Origin of the sequence: Persicitalea jodogahamensis (genome assembly GCF_014651615.1) — a bacterium.
Lineage (GTDB): Bacteria > Bacteroidota > Bacteroidia > Cytophagales > Spirosomataceae > Persicitalea > Persicitalea jodogahamensis.
Window position 1 is genome coordinate 819,741 of sequence record NZ_BMXF01000002.1, and the last position, 20,252, is coordinate 839,992.

Below are 20,252 nucleotides of genomic sequence, written 5' to 3' on the forward strand. Positions count from 1 at the left end.
CTCATTAAATAAAAAGAGCACCCTGCTAATTACCGCAGGGTGCTCTTTTCTAGGGAAACCTAATCTCCTACTACCTATAGAGTATAGCGCTTCATACTGATCTTGGCGCTCTTGGCTGTATTGTTTACCGAATTCATATAGATGTAAGCCCGGTACTTACCGTCGGCGGTCTCAACCCAGGCGCCTGATTCGGCCCGAAGGTTAATTGCGTAGTTCGGCGCCGTAGAAATGGTAAGCTTTTCGAAATCCAAATCGTCGATGTAGATGCCGTACTGAAGACGGGCCAGATGAAAATCCCGGAGCCCCCATTCTTTCCTGACCTTCGTGCTATTGGTAAGTCCGGCGGGCAGAGTCAGGCCGGGACGGTACTGGGCATCTGTTGCCGGCGATACCAAAGCATGATTGAACGTGATGTTGGGAATGGAACGATAGAGGTACACCAGATCAATCTTGTTGGGCATTTGGGCTGCTTCTGCAGCAGTGTACACCTTCATATCCGCAATGGAAATGTACTGTGCACCACCATCTTTCACGTCCAGGTCCAGCACTATATCCATTTTGGCAATCTGGTAAGGACCCATATTGTAGGTGACCACTTCACCCGTGCTGCTGGTGGAAGTAAACGTGAACGAAACGGATTGGCCTCTTGCGCCTTCGGGAATTTTGTAATAGTACCGAAGGGTGGCCGCCGAAGTGTCAGCAGTGAAGTTGACCTTGGTAATCTTGCCTTCACTGGACGACGGACTACCCACTACCACCCCAATATCGTTTCCGCTGCCATTGGTATAGTAGGAACGGTGTTCAAGGTAAGTACCCGAAGCGCCACCGATGGAAGCCTCGACCTGGGCGGAGGTGAGTTTGCCTTCAGTAGCGGGCAAGGCCATGGCAAAGGCAAACTCCATCTCTAGACCCACTACGTTGGGGCCCAGGGTACGTTTGATCACGTCGTTCTGAAATCCTACCTTTTTCAAAGGTGTCACAGTCGGGTGATCACTTGGATCGCAGGCCGTCAACCCCGCCAGGAGGGACAGCACGACGAGCGTATAGGTTAAATAGCTGCGGTGTTGCATAGTTGATGGGATTGATTACGGTTGTTGAACAGTGATTGTCACAGTATAGGGTTTCCTGACTTTGCGATTCCCGGAGATTACGGTATAAGTTTTAGGCGTAACCAGATCAGAAAAATCCACAGGACCAGTGATCTTGGGATCTAGCTTGGCATCGGTCACCAGCGAGAACTGAGGGTACAAATTTTTGAGGTCGGTTCCGAAAAAAACTTCCACCGCAATGGTTTGGGCCGTGGTATCGATCACCGGGTTTTTAGTACGCACGGTCTGAAAATCGGACCCCAGCAATTCAAAATTACTGACGTAGCACTCTGCACGGGTCGTAATTAACAAGCCATCTTCGTCGATCGGAAAATCCTGCTTGCAACTGACCAGCATCACAGCGTATAGCAGCGGGATGGAAAATAATTTGATATATCGTTTCATATTATTATGCATTGAGATAAAATAAGGTTCAATACCGGAAAGTAATCACAGCCAGGGTGTGTTCTGGGTCAGATTCGGGTTCCGATCGCGTTCTCCGGGAGGAATTCTGAAAATGTACGCCTGCTCATACGTACGTTCACTGGTGTTCTGGAAATAGCGTTGCTGATTGGCGCCGTGCGTATCAATACGCCATACACCGTCGGTATACGGAGCCCCCCACACCCGCTCGATCGCCCGCCAGCGGCGCAGGTCGAAGCCCCGGTGGCCTTCGGCTACAAGTTCAATAATTCGCTCCTGCTCAATAGCAGTGAAGAAAGCACTCTTGTTAGCGGTTTTGGCCGCGGTTAGAACGGGCAGGTTGCCCCGGTGGCGAATCTTGTTCACCAGCGCGATGGCATCAGCCTGTGGCCCGTTGATTTCATTGGTGGCTTCGGCGTACATCAGGTATACATCGGCCAGACGCATCACCGGAAAATCATAGTCGCCGTCGCTACGACCCTGACCGGCGTAATTACGCAGGAACTTACGGAAGACATAGCCCGAATTGGTGCCATCGGTATTGTAGGTCGTCAATCTTTCGCCATTGATGACGATAGGCTGATTGTAAGTTCTGTAAATGAAAGGTACCCAACCGGTTGGTTTCAGAGAGTTCAGCCCGACGCTTACTTCGTAGTCCCACATGATGGAAGCTTTCATACGGTAATCACGGCCAACGTAACTTTGTGGATTTACTGCCGAATTCTTTGCTGTTCGGGCTCCGGCCGTAGTTGGGTTCATGGGGATGAGCGGCGGAGCAAAATCACCCGTAGCCACCAGCTGGTAGCGGTCGGCAAGTTCGTAGCGCGGCGCTACCCAGCACTGCGACCCCTCGTGCGAGCGGCCTGAGAAATCGCGCATAAGCTCTTCACCCTGGTTAGTCCCCGTACCTCCATGCGTGAAGGTCATAATCATTTCGGCATCGCCATTGGCAATAGGCGTAAACAAATAGTAGTAGTTAGGAAGCTGTTCGGCTTCACCTAGGTCATCGATGGGACCGGGTTCCCCACCGCGGAACAACGTCAGGCCATAATCGTCAACTACTTTCTTGAAATCTGCAGCGGCAGCTGCGTAGGCTGTGTTGGCTTCGGAAGCGTTGGGTGTGAACGTGGTGAGTTCAGGCCAGCCGTTCTTGTTCCAGCTTGCCCAGTACAATTGCAACTTACCCCGGAAGGCGAGGGCTGCTGGCTTTCCGGCACGACCTACAGTGGCTCCTTTGACGGGTAGTTTTTCGAACGCGTAGGTAAAATCAGCCATGATGGAGTCCTTTACCTGAGCCATGGGAGTACGGGCGATGCTTGATACTTCAGAATTATCGTTGATAATTCGGCTGAAATAGGGTACGTCACCCCACATGGAAATCAGGCGGAAATACACCATGCCCCGTAGTAGTCGGGCTTCACCCACGATTGCTTCCAGGCCAGGAACGGACGACGGGTTGGCCGTAGCGAGCAGACGGTTGACGTTCTCGATCACGTAATTGGTACGGTTGACCCCACCGTACAGGTATCGATAGTACTTATCGAATCCAGCTCCATAACCCGAAGGATTGTAGTTGGCTCCCTGATAGGCATCTCCCCGCTGGAGGTTACCGTTGGTAGCACTGGTACCCCGCACCCGGGTGTACTCCCCGTGACCGGAAAAATAGTAATCGCGGTCGAAGAGAGGCCGCACATCGGCATACGCTCCATACAGGCCGATCAAAGCGTCATCTTCCGTTCTCCAGAAGGCGTTGGCCGCCAGTTCCGTGGTGGGTTCCTGATCGAGCAGGTCGTCCTTACACGAGGCAGTCACGAAGACCATGCCGGTGCAAACCGTCAGGAATAGTAATTTTGAGAGTGTTCTTTTCATGTTTAGCGTAATCATGTTTAATTTTTTGTTTTTGACCGCATCGGTGCACAGTGTTAGTCTTCTCAAAGACCGACGTTAATACCGAACGAGTACGATTTGTTGAGCGGATAAGCATCGCTCCTGTTACCTGCTTTCTCAGGATCGAGCCCCCGGAATTTGGTAATGGTGGCTAGGTTCTCCGAAGAAACAAATAAGCGGACATTGCTCAGGCGTGCTTTGTTGACCCAGGCCTTGGGTACATTGTAGCCAAACTGAACATTCTTGAGGCGCAGGTAGCTCAGATCATCGAGCCAGAAGGTAGTTTCCTCGCGGTTGGCATTGCCTCCCAGTCGAGGCCATGAGCCGTCACGATTTTCTACCGACCAGGGCTCGGTCAGGTGTGCGTAGGTAGAGGCGTAGCGCTGATTGCCAAAGTTTACGTTATTGTAGATATTGAGCCAGTAATCCTTACGGCCCGTTGCTCCTTGCATTAATACCGTCAGATCGAAGCCTTTCCAGGACACGCTACCATTCATGCCAAAGTATGTAGTTGGGCGATCACGTTGGACATGGGGATCAGCAGTTTTATCGTTGTTGTCGATACGGCCATCGCCATTAATGTCTTTACGAAGGATGTCTCCAGGCGAGGCTCCCTGTGGCGTGGCGTTGAATACATCTTGCCAGGTTTGGGCGATACCTAAATCTTGGTATGAGTACACAAAGCCGTAGGGCATATTTAGAAATACCTGATTATTGTCATTTTGAGATGTCCTACTCAAGAATTCATTCCATTCTTCCAATACTGTAGCATTATGAGAAGCGTTCAAGTTGACACTGTAATCCAAGTCACGGAAGCTACTGCGCCAGGTAATATTAGCCTCCACGCCACGGTTGCGCAGGTTGCCGATGTTTTTGCGCGGCGCGTCATATGCACCTGTAAGCAGGATAGACATCTCAGAGGGGCGGTTCATACCCGTAGTGAGACGGTCGTAGTAGTCGAGTTCGGCCGTCAGACGGTTGTTGAGAAAACCCAGGTCCAGACCCGTATTGAAGACGGTCGTAGTTTCCCAAGAAAGGTTTTTATTTACCAATTTCTGGTTTACAAAACCTTTCACGATCCCGTTACCAATAAAATAATTACTAGCTTTCAAGGTCGACTGTTGCTCGTAACGGCCTACGCCACTGTTGTTACCCAGTGCTCCGTAAGATACCCGCAGCTTTCCGCTCGACATGAAGCGGTCGGTGAATGACTTGATAAAGTTCTCCTCCGTAAAGCGCCACCCCAAAGCTGCCGAAGGGAAGAAACCAAACTGGTAGCCATCCAGGAATCGTGACGAACCATCGTACCGGAAGTTCAATTCCAGCAGGTACTTGTCATAGGCAGCGTAGTTGAGGCGTCCAATATAGGACTGCAGGCCTTCAGTACTTGAATTACCTCCCGTAGACTGAATATCAGTAAGAGCAGCATCGATTTCGTGCAGGTTGGGATACAGGCGGTCGTTACGCGAACTGGCCTGGTAGCGATCCTTCCAGTATTCCTCGCTGTACACAAAAAGAGCCGTGATGTCATGATTTCTGGCAATCGTCTTTTTGTAAGTAAGGCGTCCGTTCAACAGGGTTTTGTAGCCCGTATTGGTGAAGTTGCCTACGCCTGCATTAGGGCCTACATATACCCGGCTACCAAAGGAGTTGGTCTGGAAATTGTACGACTGGTTGGGCGTATTGGCATTCCAGCGGAACTGGTTGTAGTAGTTCAGCGCGTAATCTATGCGGGCAGTCAACCCGGGAATCGGCGACCAGTCCAGAAAGAAATTGGTATTGGCTTCCTGACGATCCTGACGGTTCAGGTTATTCACATACAGTGTGTATGGATTGTAAGCCTGAGGGTCTTCGTTGTAGGCCATTACGCCGCCAAAGTACCCTGATACGGGATCGTAGGGTACAATGCCGGCAATGGCGTATTGCATGTCGAAGCCCGCCGTGTTGCTGGAATTGTCGTCAGTAAATCCATCTTCCAGGGCGTAGGTAAGGTTAGACCAGTTGCCCGTGAAGCGTACGCCGACGTTGATATTGTCGCGGATCTTGTAATCGTAGTTAAAGCGGGCATTGTATCGCGTGTAGTCGTTGTTGACCTGCAAGCCTTTCTCATCCATCATACCTACTGAGATGAAGAAGTTGGATTTGTCGCCGCCACCGGAAGCCGAAATGTTGTGGTTTTGTACGGCACCCGTACGCAGAATTACATCCCACCAGTCGGTGCTGGGATAGGCCAGCGGATCTACTTTGCTCAAAGCCAGCCATTGATCGATGGTACCGTCTCTGAAAAAATAGTTGGACCGCAGCGTATTGACCGCCGCCGACTGCTGGTGCAGTGTGAGCGCACGGGCATAGTCGGGCAGGAAGTCATAGGCCCGGGTGGGGTTTTGAAATGCATAAGTACCCGAATAATTGATGCTTGCTTTGGCCTGTCCTTTACCTGTTTTGGTGGTGATAAGAATAACCCCGTTAGCCGCCCGTGATCCGTACACCGCCGCCGACGTAGCATCTTTGAGTACCGTGATGGTTTCAATATCATTGATGTTAAGACGGTTGATGTCCACATCGGGCATACCGTCCACTACCACCAGCGGGCTGGCGTTGTTAACCGTTCCCAAGCCACGGATAATCAGTGCGGCGCCGTTGCGGCCCGCCATACCGGTGGATTGCGTTACGGCCAGACCAGGCACCAGACCCGATAAACCTGACGATACATTCGTAAGGGCACGACTGGTAATCTTATCGTCAATGGTAACCGTGGCTACCGCGCCCGTTACGTTGGCGCGTTTTTGGGTGCCGTATCCCACTACTACCACTTCATTGAGTGCCTTTATGTCGCTGGCCATTTTAACATCAAGTGTGCTGAGCGCACCTACCTTGATTTCCTGAGTCACATAGCCGATTGCGCTGAAGACCAGTACCGCGTCGGCCCCGGTGACGTTCAATGTGAAACGCCCTTCGGCGTCAGTGTTGGTGCCATTCGTGGTGCCGCTTTCCAGGATGCTTACACCAGGAATCGGTGTGCCGTCGGTTTCGGTCACCTGACCGGAAATTGGCAGGGCCCTCGCTGCAATCTCGCGACCAGGCGCAGGATTGGCCTTTGTTTCGGCTCGGAGCATGGGTATGGCTAACCATCCCATCAGAAAGCATTGAAGAAGGAACCTTAATCCGGTGCTAGCGGACCTGTTTTTCCTTCGAATTGGTAATTTGTGTTTCATGAATTTTTTAGAATGAGTTTGCAGATTGTCATTAGACATTATGAATCCTGTTGGTATACGACGCTCTTTTCTTATCAATCCCTTACACACTATTCAAAAAAACAATTATCACTCTTTGTTTATCTCATAAATATCTATTATAAAGGTACTTATGTGGAAATTCTTGATGGTCTTTAATGAAACTGATATGGCAAAATCGGGTTACTTAGCAATAAATATATTATGATTATTGCGCTACGTCTTTTGGAAATTGGAATATCAATCTTTTAAGTTTTTTGCGTGTGAATACAATACTGCTCACTGAATTTTCCTTATCTTTTATTTGAAAATTGGATAAGCAAGAAATCTGGGTTCAACCAACAGGGATGGATCGTTCCTGGCGATAGTTGATTCCGTCTTTTCTGACGCTTGTATACATATTTTTGTGTACGTATGCACACTACTATTATCTGTATCCGCTCCTGCTGGTAGCGAACTTGCTGAATGTATACTGGGGGGAATTCAAGAATTCTGAACTCTTAGAGGAACTACGGTACTTTTATTGCTCGAAAACATCCTACTACCTCAAATGCTTGAATGCCATCGTTTTGTTGGGGCTTATTGCCTTGGGGAATGCTTTCGTAGACAGTAAGGGATTCTCCTTGGGATATTTGCTGGGATTCGGTATCACCACCGGACTACTTTCGGGTTGCTTTATCGTCACTTTGGCGCACGACTTGCTGCATAGCCGTTCCCGATTACAAAAGGTACTTTCCGTGTTGCTGCTCACGATGTCGGGAATTCCCCATTTCGCAACCGAGCATGTTTTCGGCCACCACCGTTATATCGGCCTTAAGAAGGATGTCACTACGGCCAAACTGAACGAGGACTTTTACACGTACTTCTGCAAAGTCACTCTTTCCAACTTGAAAGCAGGACCAAAAATGCCTTACCTATACTTCATGATGATAACGATGGCGCTGCTGCCACCAATTTGGTTGTACGGTAAGATTTCCTATTGTTTTGGTTGTGAGAATTTCTCCGCGTTGTAGTTTACTGACTCACCCCGCCCGATGGATAAGGATTTCCACGAACTACCACGCAGCATTTTGCCAATAAAAATGATCTGTCCGACATGACTCGCGTAGTGTGCCAGCTGCCTGCTTATAGCTTCGGTCACCGTATGGCCTTGGTTGCGGATATAAATCGTTTTATCCAGATCTTGCTCGGTAAGAGATCGTAAGGCATCGAACAGACAATTCCAGCCAGCATCCCATTGACGGAGCATTTCTGCTCGGTTCGCATTCGCGTCAGCAAACTCTCCTTCGCGGTCGCGCCATTCCTTTTCACCATCGGTCGTGAGGAAGTCCGTCCAGCGGGAGAGCATATTCCCCCACAGATGCCTGACTATGTTGGCAATGCTGTTGCTTTCGACATTGGCTTTCCAGAAAAGCTGCTCATCCGAAAGTTGCTCAAAAGTTTTATCGCCCAACGATTTATAATACTCAAATCGCTGGATGACCTCCGGGAGGTAGTTGCTGTTCATGGGCTTTGGTTTTTTTGTAAAAATGCCGGATGGATACCAAATGCGAAAACAAAACGATGGGAACTACTACGCTCGGCAACCAAACGTAGGGAAAGTACATGATTGCTAAATTGGGCTGATTGAAGGCCAACTGCTGAAAAGGGGTGGGAAAAGAAAGAATCGCCAGCCCCACGATGTTAAGTAAAAGCCCAAGGCAGGTCAAATTCCATAGCATCAAAGAAGAACTTGGCAGGACGGTTTTCCTAAAACCATAGTAATAGACTACTGGAGCCGTGATACCCGCTACGATGTCAAGATTCCTTCCCTCAAAAGTCATTATTTCGGGAATGGCTTTGGCCAAAAATAGAAAATACAGGACTATCTCGACGGCGATCCGGACCGTGTGCAATAGGGTCAGTTTTGCGACATCAAAACTGTCAACGAACAGTCTTCCCCGGGCAGTAACAAACAACCCCGCGATGAAGACCACCGGCGGCAGCGCCTGAAGCATGATGCGCGGTGGGGTAGTTTGGGTCTGGTAGAAGCCGGAAAGCCCCAGCAACATTTGGATGAGCATCCAGGTACCCACCGCAAAAAAGATCCAGCGTGGTTTGGGCTTGGATAAGCAGAAAAACCCCGCCGTGACCAGCGTAATGAGAATGAAGACCAGGTCAAGCGCAGTACTTGTGTTTTCCATAATTTCTTTGATTTGAGCTTTTTGTCTGAATGCAGGATTGTCATTCACAATATCGGAAATTGAAATCACAGCCAGCGAATGAAAGAAAAACTCGTTCGGCGCTTATAATGATCGACCGCTGCGATTCCGTCTGAGTCCGATTCAAGTGAATGAGAAAGATTTTCATAAAAAATCCTACCTTTGCATTTCTATTTTTAGAAGCGGAAATACTAAAAAGTGCCTTTTTTTCCTTTCCTTTCCCGCAAAAAGCCTTCCGATCTTACTAATCTAACATTTCAAAATTCGCGAAATAATCCATTTTCGTACTTGAATCATATTTTTTTTGCATGAAAAAATACTTCAATCTATTTGATCTTAAACAAAAGGTCGACTACAAAACTGAAATCCTCTCCGGCTTGACAGTGGCACTCGCGCTGGTTCCTGAAGCGGTAGCCTTTGCTTTCATTGCTGGCCTTTCGCCACTTACGGGCCTTTACGCGGCTTTCATGATGGGGCTGGTTACGTCCATCTTTGGCGGTCGGCCCGGCATGATCTCTGGCGCCACTGGCGCGGTGGCGGTGATAATCGTGGCCCTTGCCAAGTCGCACGGCGTGGAGTATGTTTTTGCCACGGTGATTCTGGCAGGCATCATTCAGGTCACCGCCGGATTTCTACGCCTTGGCAAGCTGATGCGGCTGGTGCCGCACCCCGTCATTTTTGGTTTTGTGAACGGGCTGGCAATTATCATTTTCATGTCGCAGCTCGATCAGTTCAAAGATGCCTCGGGTGCCTGGCTGACGGGCAACACGCTGTATGTTTTGTTGGGCTTGGTGTTGCTTACCATGTTTATCATCTGGGCCATGCCCAAGTTTACCAAGGTAGTACCCGCGTCGCTTACCGCAATTCTGGTGATTTTCGGCATCGTGACCTACTTCGGGATCGATACCAAGACCGTCGGCGATATGGCGTCCATTCAGGGCGGTTTCCCGCCCTTTCACTTGCCAAGTGTACCATTTACTTTTGAAACACTTATCATTATTTTCCCTTACGCCGGCATTATGGCTGGCGTGGGCCTGATCGAGAGCCTGCTGACTTTGAATATTATCGACGAAATCACGGAAACGCGAGGTCGTGGCAACAAAGAAGCGGTTGCGCAGGGCGCGGCCAATATCCTTTCCGGAATGTTTTCGGGTATGGGCGGTTGTGCCATGATTGGTCAGAGTCTTATCAATATCTCATCGGGCGCGCGGGCGCGCCTGTCTGGCATAGTGGCATCGGTGATGCTATTGGTATTTATCATGTTTGGCTCGGGCCTGATCGAGCGCCTGCCAATGGCCGCCCTTACCGGGCTCATGATTATGGTTGCGATTGGTACTTTTGAATGGGCGAGTCTGCGGACTTTCAACAAAATGCCGAAGTCGGATGTATTTGTGATGGTACTGGTGACCCTGGTGACGGCACTGCTGCACAATCTGGCGCTGGCCGTGGTTGTTGGGGTGATTATCGCCGCCCTGGTATTTGCCTGGGACAACGCCAAGCGTATCCGGGCCCGCAAGCGATTCGACGAAGACGGTACAAAGCACTATGAAATCTACGGCCCGCTCTTTTTCGGCTCCGTGGCAGCTTTCAACGAAAAGTTCGATGTGTTGAATGATCCCAGTGAAGTTGTGATTGACTTTGAGGAAAGCCGCGTGGTAGATATGTCGGCCATCGAAGCGCTCAACAAAATCACGGAGCGGTATCAAAAAGTTGGAAAGAAAGTACACCTGAAACACCTGAGCCCCGATTGCCGTCGGTTGCTGGCCAACGCCGAAGCGCTGATCGATGTGAATGTGGTTGAAGATCCGAACTATAAGGTGGCGGTGGATATGGTGTAGCCTTTTGATTATGCCTGCACCTCGATTCCGTATTTATCAAGTAATCCGGCCAACCCGGTCAGGGAGAACTTTGCCTTTTTGATCCGATTGTTTTCGGGATCAAGGGAGTAGTTATAGGAGCTTCTGAAATCCGCTTTTTCCAGAACCGTGCGGTCAAAAATTGCTCCGGCAAAGTCGCACTCCTGAAAAACTGAACCCGTAAAATCTGCTTCGGTAAAATCGACCTCGTGCAAACTGCAATTCCTGAATTTCGATTTCTTCAGCACCAGTTTGTAAAGAGAGGCGAGATTCAGCTGGCAGCCATCGAAGCTCATTTCCAGCAAAAAAGGATTGCAGTCTGCAAAATGCAGGCCTACCAACTTGCAGTGCTGAAAGTGCACGTCTTTAAAAGCGGTATTGCTGATTTTGGCCAGACTGAGATTACAATCTTCGAAAGTACACTCGACGAAAACTACCCCGGAAAGATCGGAATTGGCGAAGTTGCAGTTCAGGAAAGTACAATCTTCATATTCTCCTTTGGGCAGGTTAGTTACTGAATGATCAAGGCCTTTATACGTATTCCCTTCGACATAGCTTAAGCTCATCTATTATTTTTTTGAACCTGATACTGTGATTAATTACCAAAGGCTGAGGCAATTGGTGATGATTCGCTTGCCATACAAAAACCAACGAAACATCACCCATGTAAGAAGTACCGGGATTGGGATGCGGGGCTGAAGTGAATATCTCGGAAAAGCAGCCGCGTACTTGGGCCTTACAATCCTGCCTTAACCTTCCAGCGTGATCTTCGACCGCAGGCAGACCCCCCCAATGGGCGGGTTGAACTTGGAAACCGCTACCTGTACTTTTTCCACATCGGGGTATTTCTCCCGTACTTTCGCAATGAGGCGATACGCAATGTGCTCCAGCAGCCTGGCGCGTTCCTGCATCACTTCGGCAGCAATGGCATACAGCTCCTCATAATTGACCGTGCCGCGCAGCCGGTCGTTCTGAGCTGCGACCGAAAAGTCGGTATGGATCGTGATGTCCAGCGAGTACTTGTTGCCAACTTTTTGTTCCTCGTCGTAGTAACCGTGGTAGGCGAAGAATTCCAGGCCTTCGAGTGATATAGTTCCCATGATGTGCCTTTATCCGATCTCATCGAAAAATGAACCCTTGCTTTTCGATGATTCTTCAGGTGCCGTTTGATCGTCGTTCGCACCTTTGTCCACTTCCAGTTCCTGGGTGGCTCTACGGGCATTGGCCATCTTTTCTACCTCAGCCAGGGCATCGGCGGCAGCATCATGGTTATCATTTCTGTGATCGGCACCATCATCTGCTGAATGAGCGCTCTCTTCGGAAAGGTCGTCGACACTGGCTGTAACTGATGCTTCGCCTGCCTGCTCGCCAGCCTGTTCCGCCGCCTCGTGAACCGCGTCTTCCGCTACTGGTTCTTCCTCACTTGCGGTCTGATCTTCGTTATCTTCATTTTTCGCAATCTCTGCCTGCGTAGGCTTGTTGGCGGCTTCGGTAACCTGCTGCTTGATCCCCTCCATTTTTTGGGCAAAGGAGGAGTCTTCACTGAATTTTTTCTCGAAGCGTTCTACCGTTTCATTGGTATTATTCACCAGCGATTTGAGCTGCACGACCAGGTTGTCACGGTACTTCTCCATGGCCTTAAAGTCGCGCTCCTGGTTTTTGAGTTCGTTGATGATTTCTTCACGGATATACTTGGCCTCGTTCTCGGCGTCTTGTACAATCATACTTGCCTTGCGCCGGGTTTCGGCGATAGTCTCATCGGTCTTTCGGCGCGACTCTTCAAGATATTTCTCCGCTGCTTTGTTAGCTTGTTCCGTGATTTTGGTACTGGTGTCTTCGGCGGTTTTCAGGGTGCGGAAGAGTGTCATTTCCACATCCCTTAATTTGTTGAGTTCTTTTTCCGCAATTTCGAGCTGCATTTTCAGCATTTTGTTTTCATTCATCACGCGCTCCCATTCCTGCGAAAGCGAATTCAGAAAGGCATTGACATCATCGATGTCGTAGCCCCGGAATCCCTTTTCAAAGGTATGCTGCCGGATATCGATAGGGGAGATTTTCATTCTGGTGGCTCGTTTTATGGAATATTTCGCTTGGATAATTCGGTTAAGTACCGACTATTATCGCACATTTCAAAAACATTTTGAGCGATCGGCCGTCGGCATTTTGGATACGGCTTATCAATAATCACGCCAATATGCCTGAAAAATTATTCCCTGCCTTCACTTTATGGAAAGCTTTCCGTTCGACAAACTTCACTCTTCAATTTCCCAGACGGAAATACTGCGGTCGTCGCTGGCGGAAATAAGCCAATTGGTATCGGATAGCCATAACAGCTTGTTTATGGAAGTGGCATGGCCGGCATGACGGGCACGATCCACGACTTTGACCAGCCTCAACGTGTCGGCCCGCCATATTTTGATGGATTTATCCATACTGGCCGTAGCCAGGAATGCTCCGTCGGCGCGGTAGGCAATGTCGTTAATGGCAAACATGTGGGCGGGAACGTCCTTAACCGGCGAATATTCTTGGTCGGCATCCCATACTTTCAGATGCGCGTCGCGGCTACCCGTCGTCAGGTACTTTCCGTCGGGGGTATACTGGGCGGCAAAAACGGAGTTGCCATGGGCGGGAATAATGGTTTTCAGAGCCAGGGTATCGAGATCGAAGATGCCAATATTCCAGTCGCTGTATCCGACGGCCAGTTCGCGGTGATCAGGTCGCAGGGCCAGGGTTCGTGCGCTTTTCACGGCGGCTTTCAGGTACTTTTTAATCGTAAAAGTAGGCACATCTATCACTACGATCACACCGTCTCCCAACGCAATGAAGGCACTGTCATGCCAGATTTTTATGTCAAAAATCGCCGCTGAGCTTATCTTCTTTGACTTTACAATTGATTTGGCGACGGGATCGATGAGATGAATGCCTTCGTAGTTTTGCCCAACCCAAAGCAGGCCCGTTGACGGATCGACCGCCAGGGCATATACCGAAGACTCGACGCGAGCCACCAAAGTACCCAGGTCAGGCTTGGTGACGTCCCAGCGCACGATCAACCCGTCACCCCCGGCGGAATAGAACCCCGACCCGTCGGAATCGGCAATTAATGCGTACACACAGTCGCGATGACCCGAAAAAGTATCTATTTTGCGCACTTTCATAGCAAGAGGTACTGGAAGGTTTGGGAAACAAACGCAGATAATATGCCGCTCGTTCATACCGAGAACATCACCGAAGAATGCCGCCTGATGGTTTGGGAGCTCACCGAATCCGTGGAAGTGCTGCACGAAATGCTGCCCGCCGCCGCCGATATGGTGGAGTTTTCCGGCATATCACACCCCCAGAAAAGACGTGAATGGTTAGCCGGGCGGGTGTTGCTGGGCCAGATTGTGTCCGAAATGGGCGAAACATTCAAAGGTACCTGGAAAGATGCGCACGGCAAACCCCATTTGGTTGAGAGCTCCTGTTTCATATCGATCACCCATACATTTGATTACGTCGCGGCGGTGATCCATCCTAGCTCTCCGATCGGGATCGATATGGAAAAAATGGATGCCAAACTCCAACGTACTGCCCGAAAGTACCTCAATGAAACAGAAATGGTCGAATCGGACAATACTTTATCGATGCTGGGTACGTATTGGTGCGCGAAGGAAGCCCTTTATAAACTGAACGGCAGAAATAAAGTAAGCTTTAAAAATGATATAAGTATTGATCCTTTTGACGGAAAAACTACGGTATTGAAAGGGACGCTGCGGGATTCTGGCCAGAAAGTGAGGGCTGATCTGCACCTTCGCTGGTTCGGGACGTATTGCCTGGTGGTAGCGGAAGTCAGTTGAGGTACCCTAACTCTGAGAAGCGAAGGAGTAAATCACGACATAAAAAAAGTGCAGCCTTCCCAATGAAGACTGCACTTTTTTATGATTCGAACAGAAACCTTAGAGTGTAACGCTTTCCAGGGTCATGTTCTTTTTTAGATTGCTTAAGGCACCAAAAACCAGATTGTAAACCGACTGAATGTTGATTTTCATCAGGTCTGAAATTTCCTGGTTATTCATGTTCATGTAGAATTTCAGGAAAATAGCCTCGCGCTGACGGCGGGGCAGATGGTTGATTGCCTTGTTGAGGTGCTTGTTAGTGGCTTCAAACTCCTCGTCCGAAATCAGATCTTTTTCGTGCGAAGTAGTGTGGATGTGCCAGTACTCCACAGGAATGTCTTCGTTGCTTGTGTGCTTCTGCAGGGCGTTGAGGTGGCGAACCAGCTTGCGCTTTATGGAAGCCATGAGATAAAAACGCACTGAGGTGGTGTCACCGATAGTTTTACGGTTTTTCCAGAGTTCCACGAAAAGGTCGTGGATGCAGTCTTTAATGAGGGGTTTGTCGGCGGTAAACTGTGAGCAATACTGATAGAGAATGTGGACGTAGGATTGATAAAGACAGGCGTAGGCGTTTTCATCGCCTTTTCTAAACTGGTTCCAGTAACGCAGTTCTTCTTCTTGTTTGTACCGTACGTAGGCCATAATCAGGGGTTAAGGATGGTTAGATTTTGAAGAGGAGATAGGAATAAAGGTCTTTATTACACTTGTAAATATATTTATAAAAAAACATTAAAAAAAAATATACAGCTTAGAAAATTCTATTCGATTCAAATTAATTTTCTTTAAATCCGGGAATTGTACAAAATAGGGACGAAGAATCTCACGACCCACCCGTAAGGGAAACGAGAGAAAATTTTTCGCCGTCAAACAGCCCCTTGTCGCTGAGTTTGAGTGAAGGAATGACCAGCAGAGCCATAAATGACAGACTCATAAAGGGAGAAGTAAGTGTAGTTTTCAGTTTCTGCTTTACAAACTGATCCAGTTGGGTGTAGGCATCGGCTACATCATATCCATCCGAATCGGTCATCAGGCCGGCAATGGGTAAAGCCAGGGTGTGCGTTTGACCTAGTCCCACAGCCGAAATCCCTCCTTTGGCTTCAATGACTGCGTTCACGGCCTTGCACAGACTCACGTCGTCGCAGCCTACGGCGATAATGTTATGAGAATCATGGCCGACAGAGGAAGCGATGGCTCCGCTCTTCAAGCCAAAGTTTCGGATGAAAGCTACCGCCGGATTGGCTTCTTCATAACGGTTGACAACGGCTATCTTTAAAATGTCCCGTTCAACATCACTTTCTATTGCACCATTTTGAGCATGGATTTCCTCCTCTATACTATTGGTGATGAGCTGGCCGTCGAGGACTTCTATGATTCGCAATGAGATTGTTTCGGAGGGAGCGGAGCAAACAAAATCAGTGGTACTTTTAGGCAGGCAGTTGAAATTGTTGACATGCTCGCTACGAAGGTCTGGTAACAGAGAATGCCCGGACTCAGCGACCGGTTCGCCATTAAGGTACGTTTTTGTGATATTGAAATCTGATAAGTTATCGACTACGATGAAATCAGCCGGATCGCCCTCGCGTAACAAACCAACGGGGAGTCTGTAATGGAGAACGGGGTTCAGGCAGGCGGCTTGTAATACATCGAAAAGGTCATATCCTAAATTTAAGGCTCTCTTGACCAAGGAGTTAATATGTCCATCTACAAGACTGTCAGGATGCTTGTCATCCGAGCAGAACATGATTTTTTTTGGAAACTCGGCCAGAAGCGGAATCAGGGCGTCGAAGTTTTTGGCGGCACTGCCCTCGCGGATCAGGATATTCATCCCATAATCAATTTTCTCGCGAGCCTCCTCGTAAGTGAAGCACTCGTGATCGGTAGAGATGCCCGCCTCGGCGTAACGGCAGGCGGAGTCGCCTCGTAATCCGGGCGCATGCCCATCGATGGGCTTATTAAAAGCCCTAGCCAGAGCGATTTTGGCGGTCATGTCCGGATCTCCGTTCAGTACGCCGGGGTAGTTCATGACCTCGGCAAGGTAGCCAATTTCTTTCATAGCCAGCAACTTACGCACATCAGACGGCCCGATGGTTGCGCCTGCGGTTTCGAACGTTGTGGCCGGAACACAGGATGGGGCGCCAAAACAAAACTTAAAGGGGGTACGATTTCCGTCTTCGATCATGTACTGCACGCCTGCAATCCCCAGCACGTTCCCGATTTCGTGCGGATCCGAGACGGTGGCTACGGTGCCATGCACCACAGCGAGTCGGGCAAACTGGCTGGGTGTGAGCATTGAACTCTCAATGTGTACGTGCGCATCCACAAATCCTGGCAGCACGTAGGGGAGGGAAGGTACCTCTTTGCCAAGATATGAAATGGCCGAGATTCTACCATTATTTAGGTCAAGGCGACCTTCACGGATGGTACGATCAAAAATATTCAGGATATTGGCGTGCATGGGCGTTTTCAGGTTCAGGATGGGTCTACGACCAAAGAAAAGCAGAATCTCAGAATAATTAAATGTTTGGTTTCTTAAAAAAACTTGGTTCGCACGGTTAACATCGGCGTATTTTCGCCTTTGTTTCAATATAGCAATACTTCTTCATGTTTCGATTAGATAATAAAGTAGCCCTCGTGACGGGCGGAGCCAGCGGTATTGGATTGGCCATTTCCAGAGTTTTTGCGAGCCAGGGAGCCGAAGTCCATATTCTGGAAATCAACGAGAGTCAGGCGCAGGCAGCGGTTGAGGAAATCAGGGCATCGGGCGGAGTAGCCGAAGCCCATGCGCTGGACATTTCAAACCAGGTTCAGGTGATCGAAACTATTGACGCCATTGCAGCCAAAAGAAAAATTGATATCCTGGTCAACAACGCGGGGGTCGCCCATATCGGGAAAGCGCATACCACAGCGGAAGCGGATTTCGATCGCATCGTAAACGTCAACATCAAGGGCGTTTACAATTGCCTTTTTGCTACCATACCCCATTTGCAAAAAACGGGCGGCGGCGTAATCCTGAATATGGTCTCCATTGCGGCAACGGTGGGAATTTCCGATCGATTTGCTTATTCAGCGAGTAAAGGTGCGGTATTCACTATGACGCTTTCAGTGGCAAAAGACTATCTTGCGGACAACATTCGCTGCAACAGTATATCGCCTGCACGTGTCCACACGCCATTTGTGGATGGATTTATTGCCAAGAATTATCCCGGTCAGGAGAAGGAAATGTTTGAAAAACTCTCTAAAACGCAACCCATCGGCCGCATGGCCAGGCCGGAGGAAATCGGTAACCTGGCTTTGTACCTTTGCTCCGATGAGGCGTCGTTCATCACGGGATGTGACTACCTGATCGACGGAGGATTTGAGAAACTAAATAATTAAAACCCAAAAAAATATTTTATGAAATTATTTCGCTTCGGCGCGCATGAGCAGGAAAAGCCGGGAGTAATCTCGTTTGACGACACAAGGTTAGACGTTTCAGCATTCGGCGAAGACTACGACGAAAAGTTTTTCGCTACCGATGGCACCACCCGCCTGGCTGAATGGTTGCAGCACAATAGCACTTTCTGTCCGGAAGTTCCCGCCGAGACGCGGTTGGGGGCTTGCGTGGCCCGCCCTTCCAAGATCGTATGTATCGGCCTCAACTATGCCAAGCATGCTGCCGAGTCGGGAGCGCAACCGCCCGCTGAACCCGTTGTCTTCTTCAAGGCGACCAGTGCGCTGTGCGGACCCAATGATCAGGTGATTATACCCCGGAACTCCGTTAAAACTGATTGGGAAGTGGAACTGGCCGTGGTCATCGGAAAGCGGACCAGCTATGTTGAAGAAAGCGAGGCCATGGACTACGTCGCGGGTTATGCCCTGCACAATGATTATTCGGAGCGCGCTTTTCAACTGGAAATGGGAGGACAGTGGGTGAAGGGCAAAAGCAATGACACCTTCGCACCCCTGGGCCCTTACCTGGTTACTGCTGATGAAATACCGGAGCCCCATAACCTGCGCCTTTGGCTGTCATTGAATGGCGAGATGGTACAGGATTCCAACACTTCCGACATGATTTTCTATATTCCCAAAATCATTAGCTATCTCAGCCAATTTATGACCCTGCTGCCGGGGGACGTCATCTCAACCGGAACACCATCGGGCGTGGGACTGGGCATGAAGCCTCCCAAGTACCTGCAGCCAAATGACGTGGTAGAGCTGGGTATCGAAGGCCTGGGAACCCAAAAACAGGAGGCCATTGCCTGGAAAGCACTATAAGAGAAGAATGGGTCCTGTGGTGAACTGAGGGTGATTACTTGGCACGTATGTTGCGAAGTACCATACCCGGCGCAAGTTCGCTGAAACTTTTAACCCCGGATTCTTGGAAAAGAAACTTTTACAAATTCTCCTTTTTGTCTTCATTGGCAGTTTGCTGGGATCAAGACCCCGGCAAGCCTGCGAGGTAAAGGTGCTGAGTTTCAATATGCATCACGGAGAAGACAAGTGGGGGGAATCCAACCTCCGGGATATAGTCAGGCTTATCGACGAGCACAAACCAGACCTCGTTGCTTTGCAGGCAGTGGACAGCATTCAGGAAGACGGCATCGTGAATCACCAGCTCCGGCGGCTGGCTGTACAGGCAGGCATGCACTACTTATATGCCGCTTCCGACAGCAACGACCGCGGTAGCCACGGCGTGGGAATCCTGTCGCGCTGGCCCTTTCAGAACACTCAAAAGATGTTCTTGCCGCATTCTCCCGGGGCTGATCCCCGCGTAATGGCTTGTGCGCTGGTCAGTCCGATCAAGGGCCTGACATTCAGGATGTGTAACGTCAGGATGGAGTACGCCTCGATGTTCGATCGCGCCTTACAGTCGGCTTTTGTAAATCGGGTGTTGGAACCCAGCATTCAGCCCGTGTTACTGGCGATGGATATGGGGGCACGGCCCAACGAGCAGCCGTATTTCTCATATCATGCCAACTGGATGGATGCTGCCAAGGGCTCTTTCCTGCCTACCTGGACAGAAGGCATATCAGGCGATCGGCTGGATTACCTTATGGTTTTGAAAAACACCCGAGTCCGCGTCAAATCCTACAAGGTAATCAGGGACCATCCCACCGCCTCGGATCACTATCCCATTTTGGCTACTTTTGAATTTTGGTAAAAGTCCGGCAAAAACCAGAACTATTCATATCTTAGCCTAAAATCTGTACTCAACCAATTTTCATTGAATATGAAAAAGAAACTGTGGCTTACACTCTTCTTTGGACTGATGCTCTCGGCGGCAATGGCGCAGTCCAAGGAAGAAAAGGCGGTGCTGGACCGCGTAGAAACGTGGCGCAAGGCGGTTTTGGCTCAGGATATCAAAAGCCTGGACAAAATTTTTGCCAGCGAGATGACCTATGGCCACTCCAATGGACATATAGATACCAAATCGTCTTTCATCGAAACGATCAGGGATAAAAAGGAAGTGTACAATGAACTCAACCTGGACGATATGACGGTGAGCGTCGTTGGGAATACAGCATTAGTACGCCACAAAATGACCGGCAATGTAAGTATCTCAGATGGCACTACCAGCAAACCAAACCTGGGCGTTTTGCAGGTCTGGAGCAAAACAAACAATGGCTGGCAACTACTGGCTCGCCAGGCTTTTAAGCTTTAAACCAGTACTGACCATATAGGCAAGGGTAGTATTGGTTTAAAGACTGTACTT

The 20,252-nt window shown here is 49.4% G+C and carries 19 protein-coding genes; 7 read left to right on the forward strand and 12 right to left on the reverse strand.

Going from position 1 to position 20,252, the window contains the following annotated elements:
* Positions 1–74: 74 nt before the first annotated feature.
* The 4 genes from IE117_RS13665 to IE117_RS13680 form a co-directional block, all read right to left on the reverse strand.
* Positions 75–1,070 (reverse strand): DUF4466 family protein, encoded by a 996-nt coding sequence (locus IE117_RS13665; protein WP_189564990.1) that lies wholly within the window; start codon positions 1,068–1,070, stop codon positions 75–77.
* A gap of 15 nt (positions 1,071–1,085) precedes the next feature.
* Entirely contained in the window at positions 1,086–1,493 is a 408-nt protein-coding gene (locus tag IE117_RS13670; protein ID WP_189564991.1) for an SGBP N-terminal domain-containing protein, read from the reverse strand.
* Positions 1,494–1,538: 45 nt separating this feature from the next.
* Positions 1,539–3,380 carry a RagB/SusD family nutrient uptake outer membrane protein gene (locus IE117_RS13675; RefSeq protein ID WP_189564992.1) on the reverse strand — a complete coding sequence of 614 codons (1,842 nt, stop codon included), beginning with the start codon at positions 3,378–3,380 and terminating at the stop codon, positions 1,539–1,541.
* A gap of 62 nt (positions 3,381–3,442) precedes the next feature.
* Positions 3,443–6,514 carry a SusC/RagA family TonB-linked outer membrane protein gene (locus IE117_RS13680; RefSeq protein WP_229580850.1) on the reverse strand — a complete coding sequence of 1,024 codons (3,072 nt, stop codon included), beginning with the start codon at positions 6,512–6,514 and terminating at the stop codon, positions 3,443–3,445.
* Positions 6,515–7,035: 521 nt separating this feature from the next.
* Here IE117_RS13680 and IE117_RS13685 point away from each other — a divergent pair.
* Complete coding sequence (locus tag IE117_RS13685; RefSeq protein ID WP_189564994.1) at positions 7,036–7,644, forward strand: fatty acid desaturase; 609 nt, start codon at positions 7,036–7,038, stop codon at positions 7,642–7,644.
* Here the strand turns inward: IE117_RS13685 and IE117_RS13690 are convergent.
* Together IE117_RS13690 and IE117_RS13695 are read right to left on the reverse strand one after the other, a co-directional pair.
* Positions 7,608–8,138, reverse strand: a complete 531-nt coding sequence (locus IE117_RS13690; protein WP_189564995.1) for a DUF1572 family protein — start codon at positions 8,136–8,138, stop codon at positions 7,608–7,610. The genes IE117_RS13685 and IE117_RS13690 overlap by 37 nt on opposite strands.
* Positions 8,098–8,814 carry a DUF8737 domain-containing protein gene (locus IE117_RS13695; protein WP_189564996.1) on the reverse strand — a complete coding sequence of 239 codons (717 nt, stop codon included), beginning with the start codon at positions 8,812–8,814 and terminating at the stop codon, positions 8,098–8,100. Before IE117_RS13695 ends, IE117_RS13690 begins: the two co-directional genes overlap by 41 nt.
* 326 nt (positions 8,815–9,140) lie before the next feature.
* On the opposite strand from IE117_RS13695, the gene IE117_RS13700 reads away from it, so the two are divergent.
* Complete coding sequence (locus IE117_RS13700; protein ID WP_189564997.1) at positions 9,141–10,670, forward strand: SulP family inorganic anion transporter; 1,530 nt, start codon at positions 9,141–9,143, stop codon at positions 10,668–10,670.
* A gap of 8 nt (positions 10,671–10,678) precedes the next feature.
* Here the strand turns inward: IE117_RS13700 and IE117_RS13705 are convergent, their stop codons facing one another.
* The 4 genes from IE117_RS13705 to IE117_RS13720 all read right to left on the reverse strand — a co-directional run bounded on the left by IE117_RS13705 (position 10,679) and on the right by IE117_RS13720 (position 13,843).
* Positions 10,679–11,254 carry a pentapeptide repeat-containing protein gene (locus IE117_RS13705; protein ID WP_189564998.1) on the reverse strand — a complete coding sequence of 192 codons (576 nt, stop codon included), beginning with the start codon at positions 11,252–11,254 and terminating at the stop codon, positions 10,679–10,681.
* Between the two features lie 183 nt (positions 11,255–11,437).
* Positions 11,438–11,788 carry a dihydroneopterin aldolase gene (gene folB, locus IE117_RS13710; protein ID WP_189564999.1) on the reverse strand — a complete coding sequence of 117 codons (351 nt, stop codon included), beginning with the start codon at positions 11,786–11,788 and terminating at the stop codon, positions 11,438–11,440.
* Positions 11,789–11,797: 9 nt separating this feature from the next.
* Positions 11,798–12,748 (reverse strand): DivIVA domain-containing protein, encoded by a 951-nt coding sequence (locus tag IE117_RS13715; RefSeq protein ID WP_189565000.1) that lies wholly within the window; start codon positions 12,746–12,748, stop codon positions 11,798–11,800.
* A gap of 192 nt (positions 12,749–12,940) precedes the next feature.
* Positions 12,941–13,843, reverse strand: coding sequence for a WD40 repeat domain-containing protein (locus IE117_RS13720; protein ID WP_189565001.1), 903 nt, complete (start codon positions 13,841–13,843; stop codon positions 12,941–12,943).
* Positions 13,844–13,885: 42 nt separating this feature from the next.
* On the opposite strand from IE117_RS13720, the gene IE117_RS13725 reads away from it, so the two are divergent.
* On the forward strand, positions 13,886–14,521 hold the full coding sequence (locus IE117_RS13725) for a 4'-phosphopantetheinyl transferase family protein (protein WP_189565002.1): 636 nt from the start codon (positions 13,886–13,888) through the stop codon (positions 14,519–14,521).
* A gap of 99 nt (positions 14,522–14,620) precedes the next feature.
* Here the strand turns inward: IE117_RS13725 and IE117_RS13730 are convergent, their stop codons facing one another.
* Both IE117_RS13730 and ade read right to left on the reverse strand, forming a co-directional pair.
* A complete protein-coding gene (locus IE117_RS13730) occupies positions 14,621–15,202 on the reverse strand; it encodes an RNA polymerase sigma factor (protein ID WP_189565003.1) in 582 nt (193 codons plus the stop codon).
* A gap of 178 nt (positions 15,203–15,380) precedes the next feature.
* Positions 15,381–17,015, reverse strand: coding sequence for an adenine deaminase (ade, locus tag IE117_RS13735; RefSeq protein WP_189565004.1), 1,635 nt, complete (start codon positions 17,013–17,015; stop codon positions 15,381–15,383).
* Positions 17,016–17,161: 146 nt separating this feature from the next.
* Between ade and IE117_RS13740 the strand changes: the two genes are divergently transcribed.
* The 4 genes from IE117_RS13740 to IE117_RS13755 all read left to right on the forward strand — a co-directional run bounded on the left by IE117_RS13740 (position 17,162) and on the right by IE117_RS13755 (position 20,201).
* Complete coding sequence (locus IE117_RS13740; RefSeq protein WP_189565005.1) at positions 17,162–17,935, forward strand: SDR family NAD(P)-dependent oxidoreductase; 774 nt, start codon at positions 17,162–17,164, stop codon at positions 17,933–17,935.
* Positions 17,936–17,953: 18 nt separating this feature from the next.
* The gene (locus IE117_RS13745) at positions 17,954–18,814 is read left to right on the forward strand and encodes a fumarylacetoacetate hydrolase family protein (RefSeq protein WP_189565006.1); all 861 of its coding nucleotides are present in this window, start codon (positions 17,954–17,956) and stop codon (positions 18,812–18,814) included.
* Positions 18,815–18,917: 103 nt separating this feature from the next.
* Positions 18,918–19,700 carry an endonuclease/exonuclease/phosphatase family protein gene (locus tag IE117_RS13750; RefSeq protein WP_229580852.1) on the forward strand — a complete coding sequence of 261 codons (783 nt, stop codon included), beginning with the start codon at positions 18,918–18,920 and terminating at the stop codon, positions 19,698–19,700.
* Between the two features lie 69 nt (positions 19,701–19,769).
* On the forward strand, positions 19,770–20,201 hold the full coding sequence (locus IE117_RS13755; protein ID WP_189565007.1) for a nuclear transport factor 2 family protein: 432 nt from the start codon (positions 19,770–19,772) through the stop codon (positions 20,199–20,201).
* The last annotated feature ends 51 nt before the right edge of the window (positions 20,202–20,252 follow it).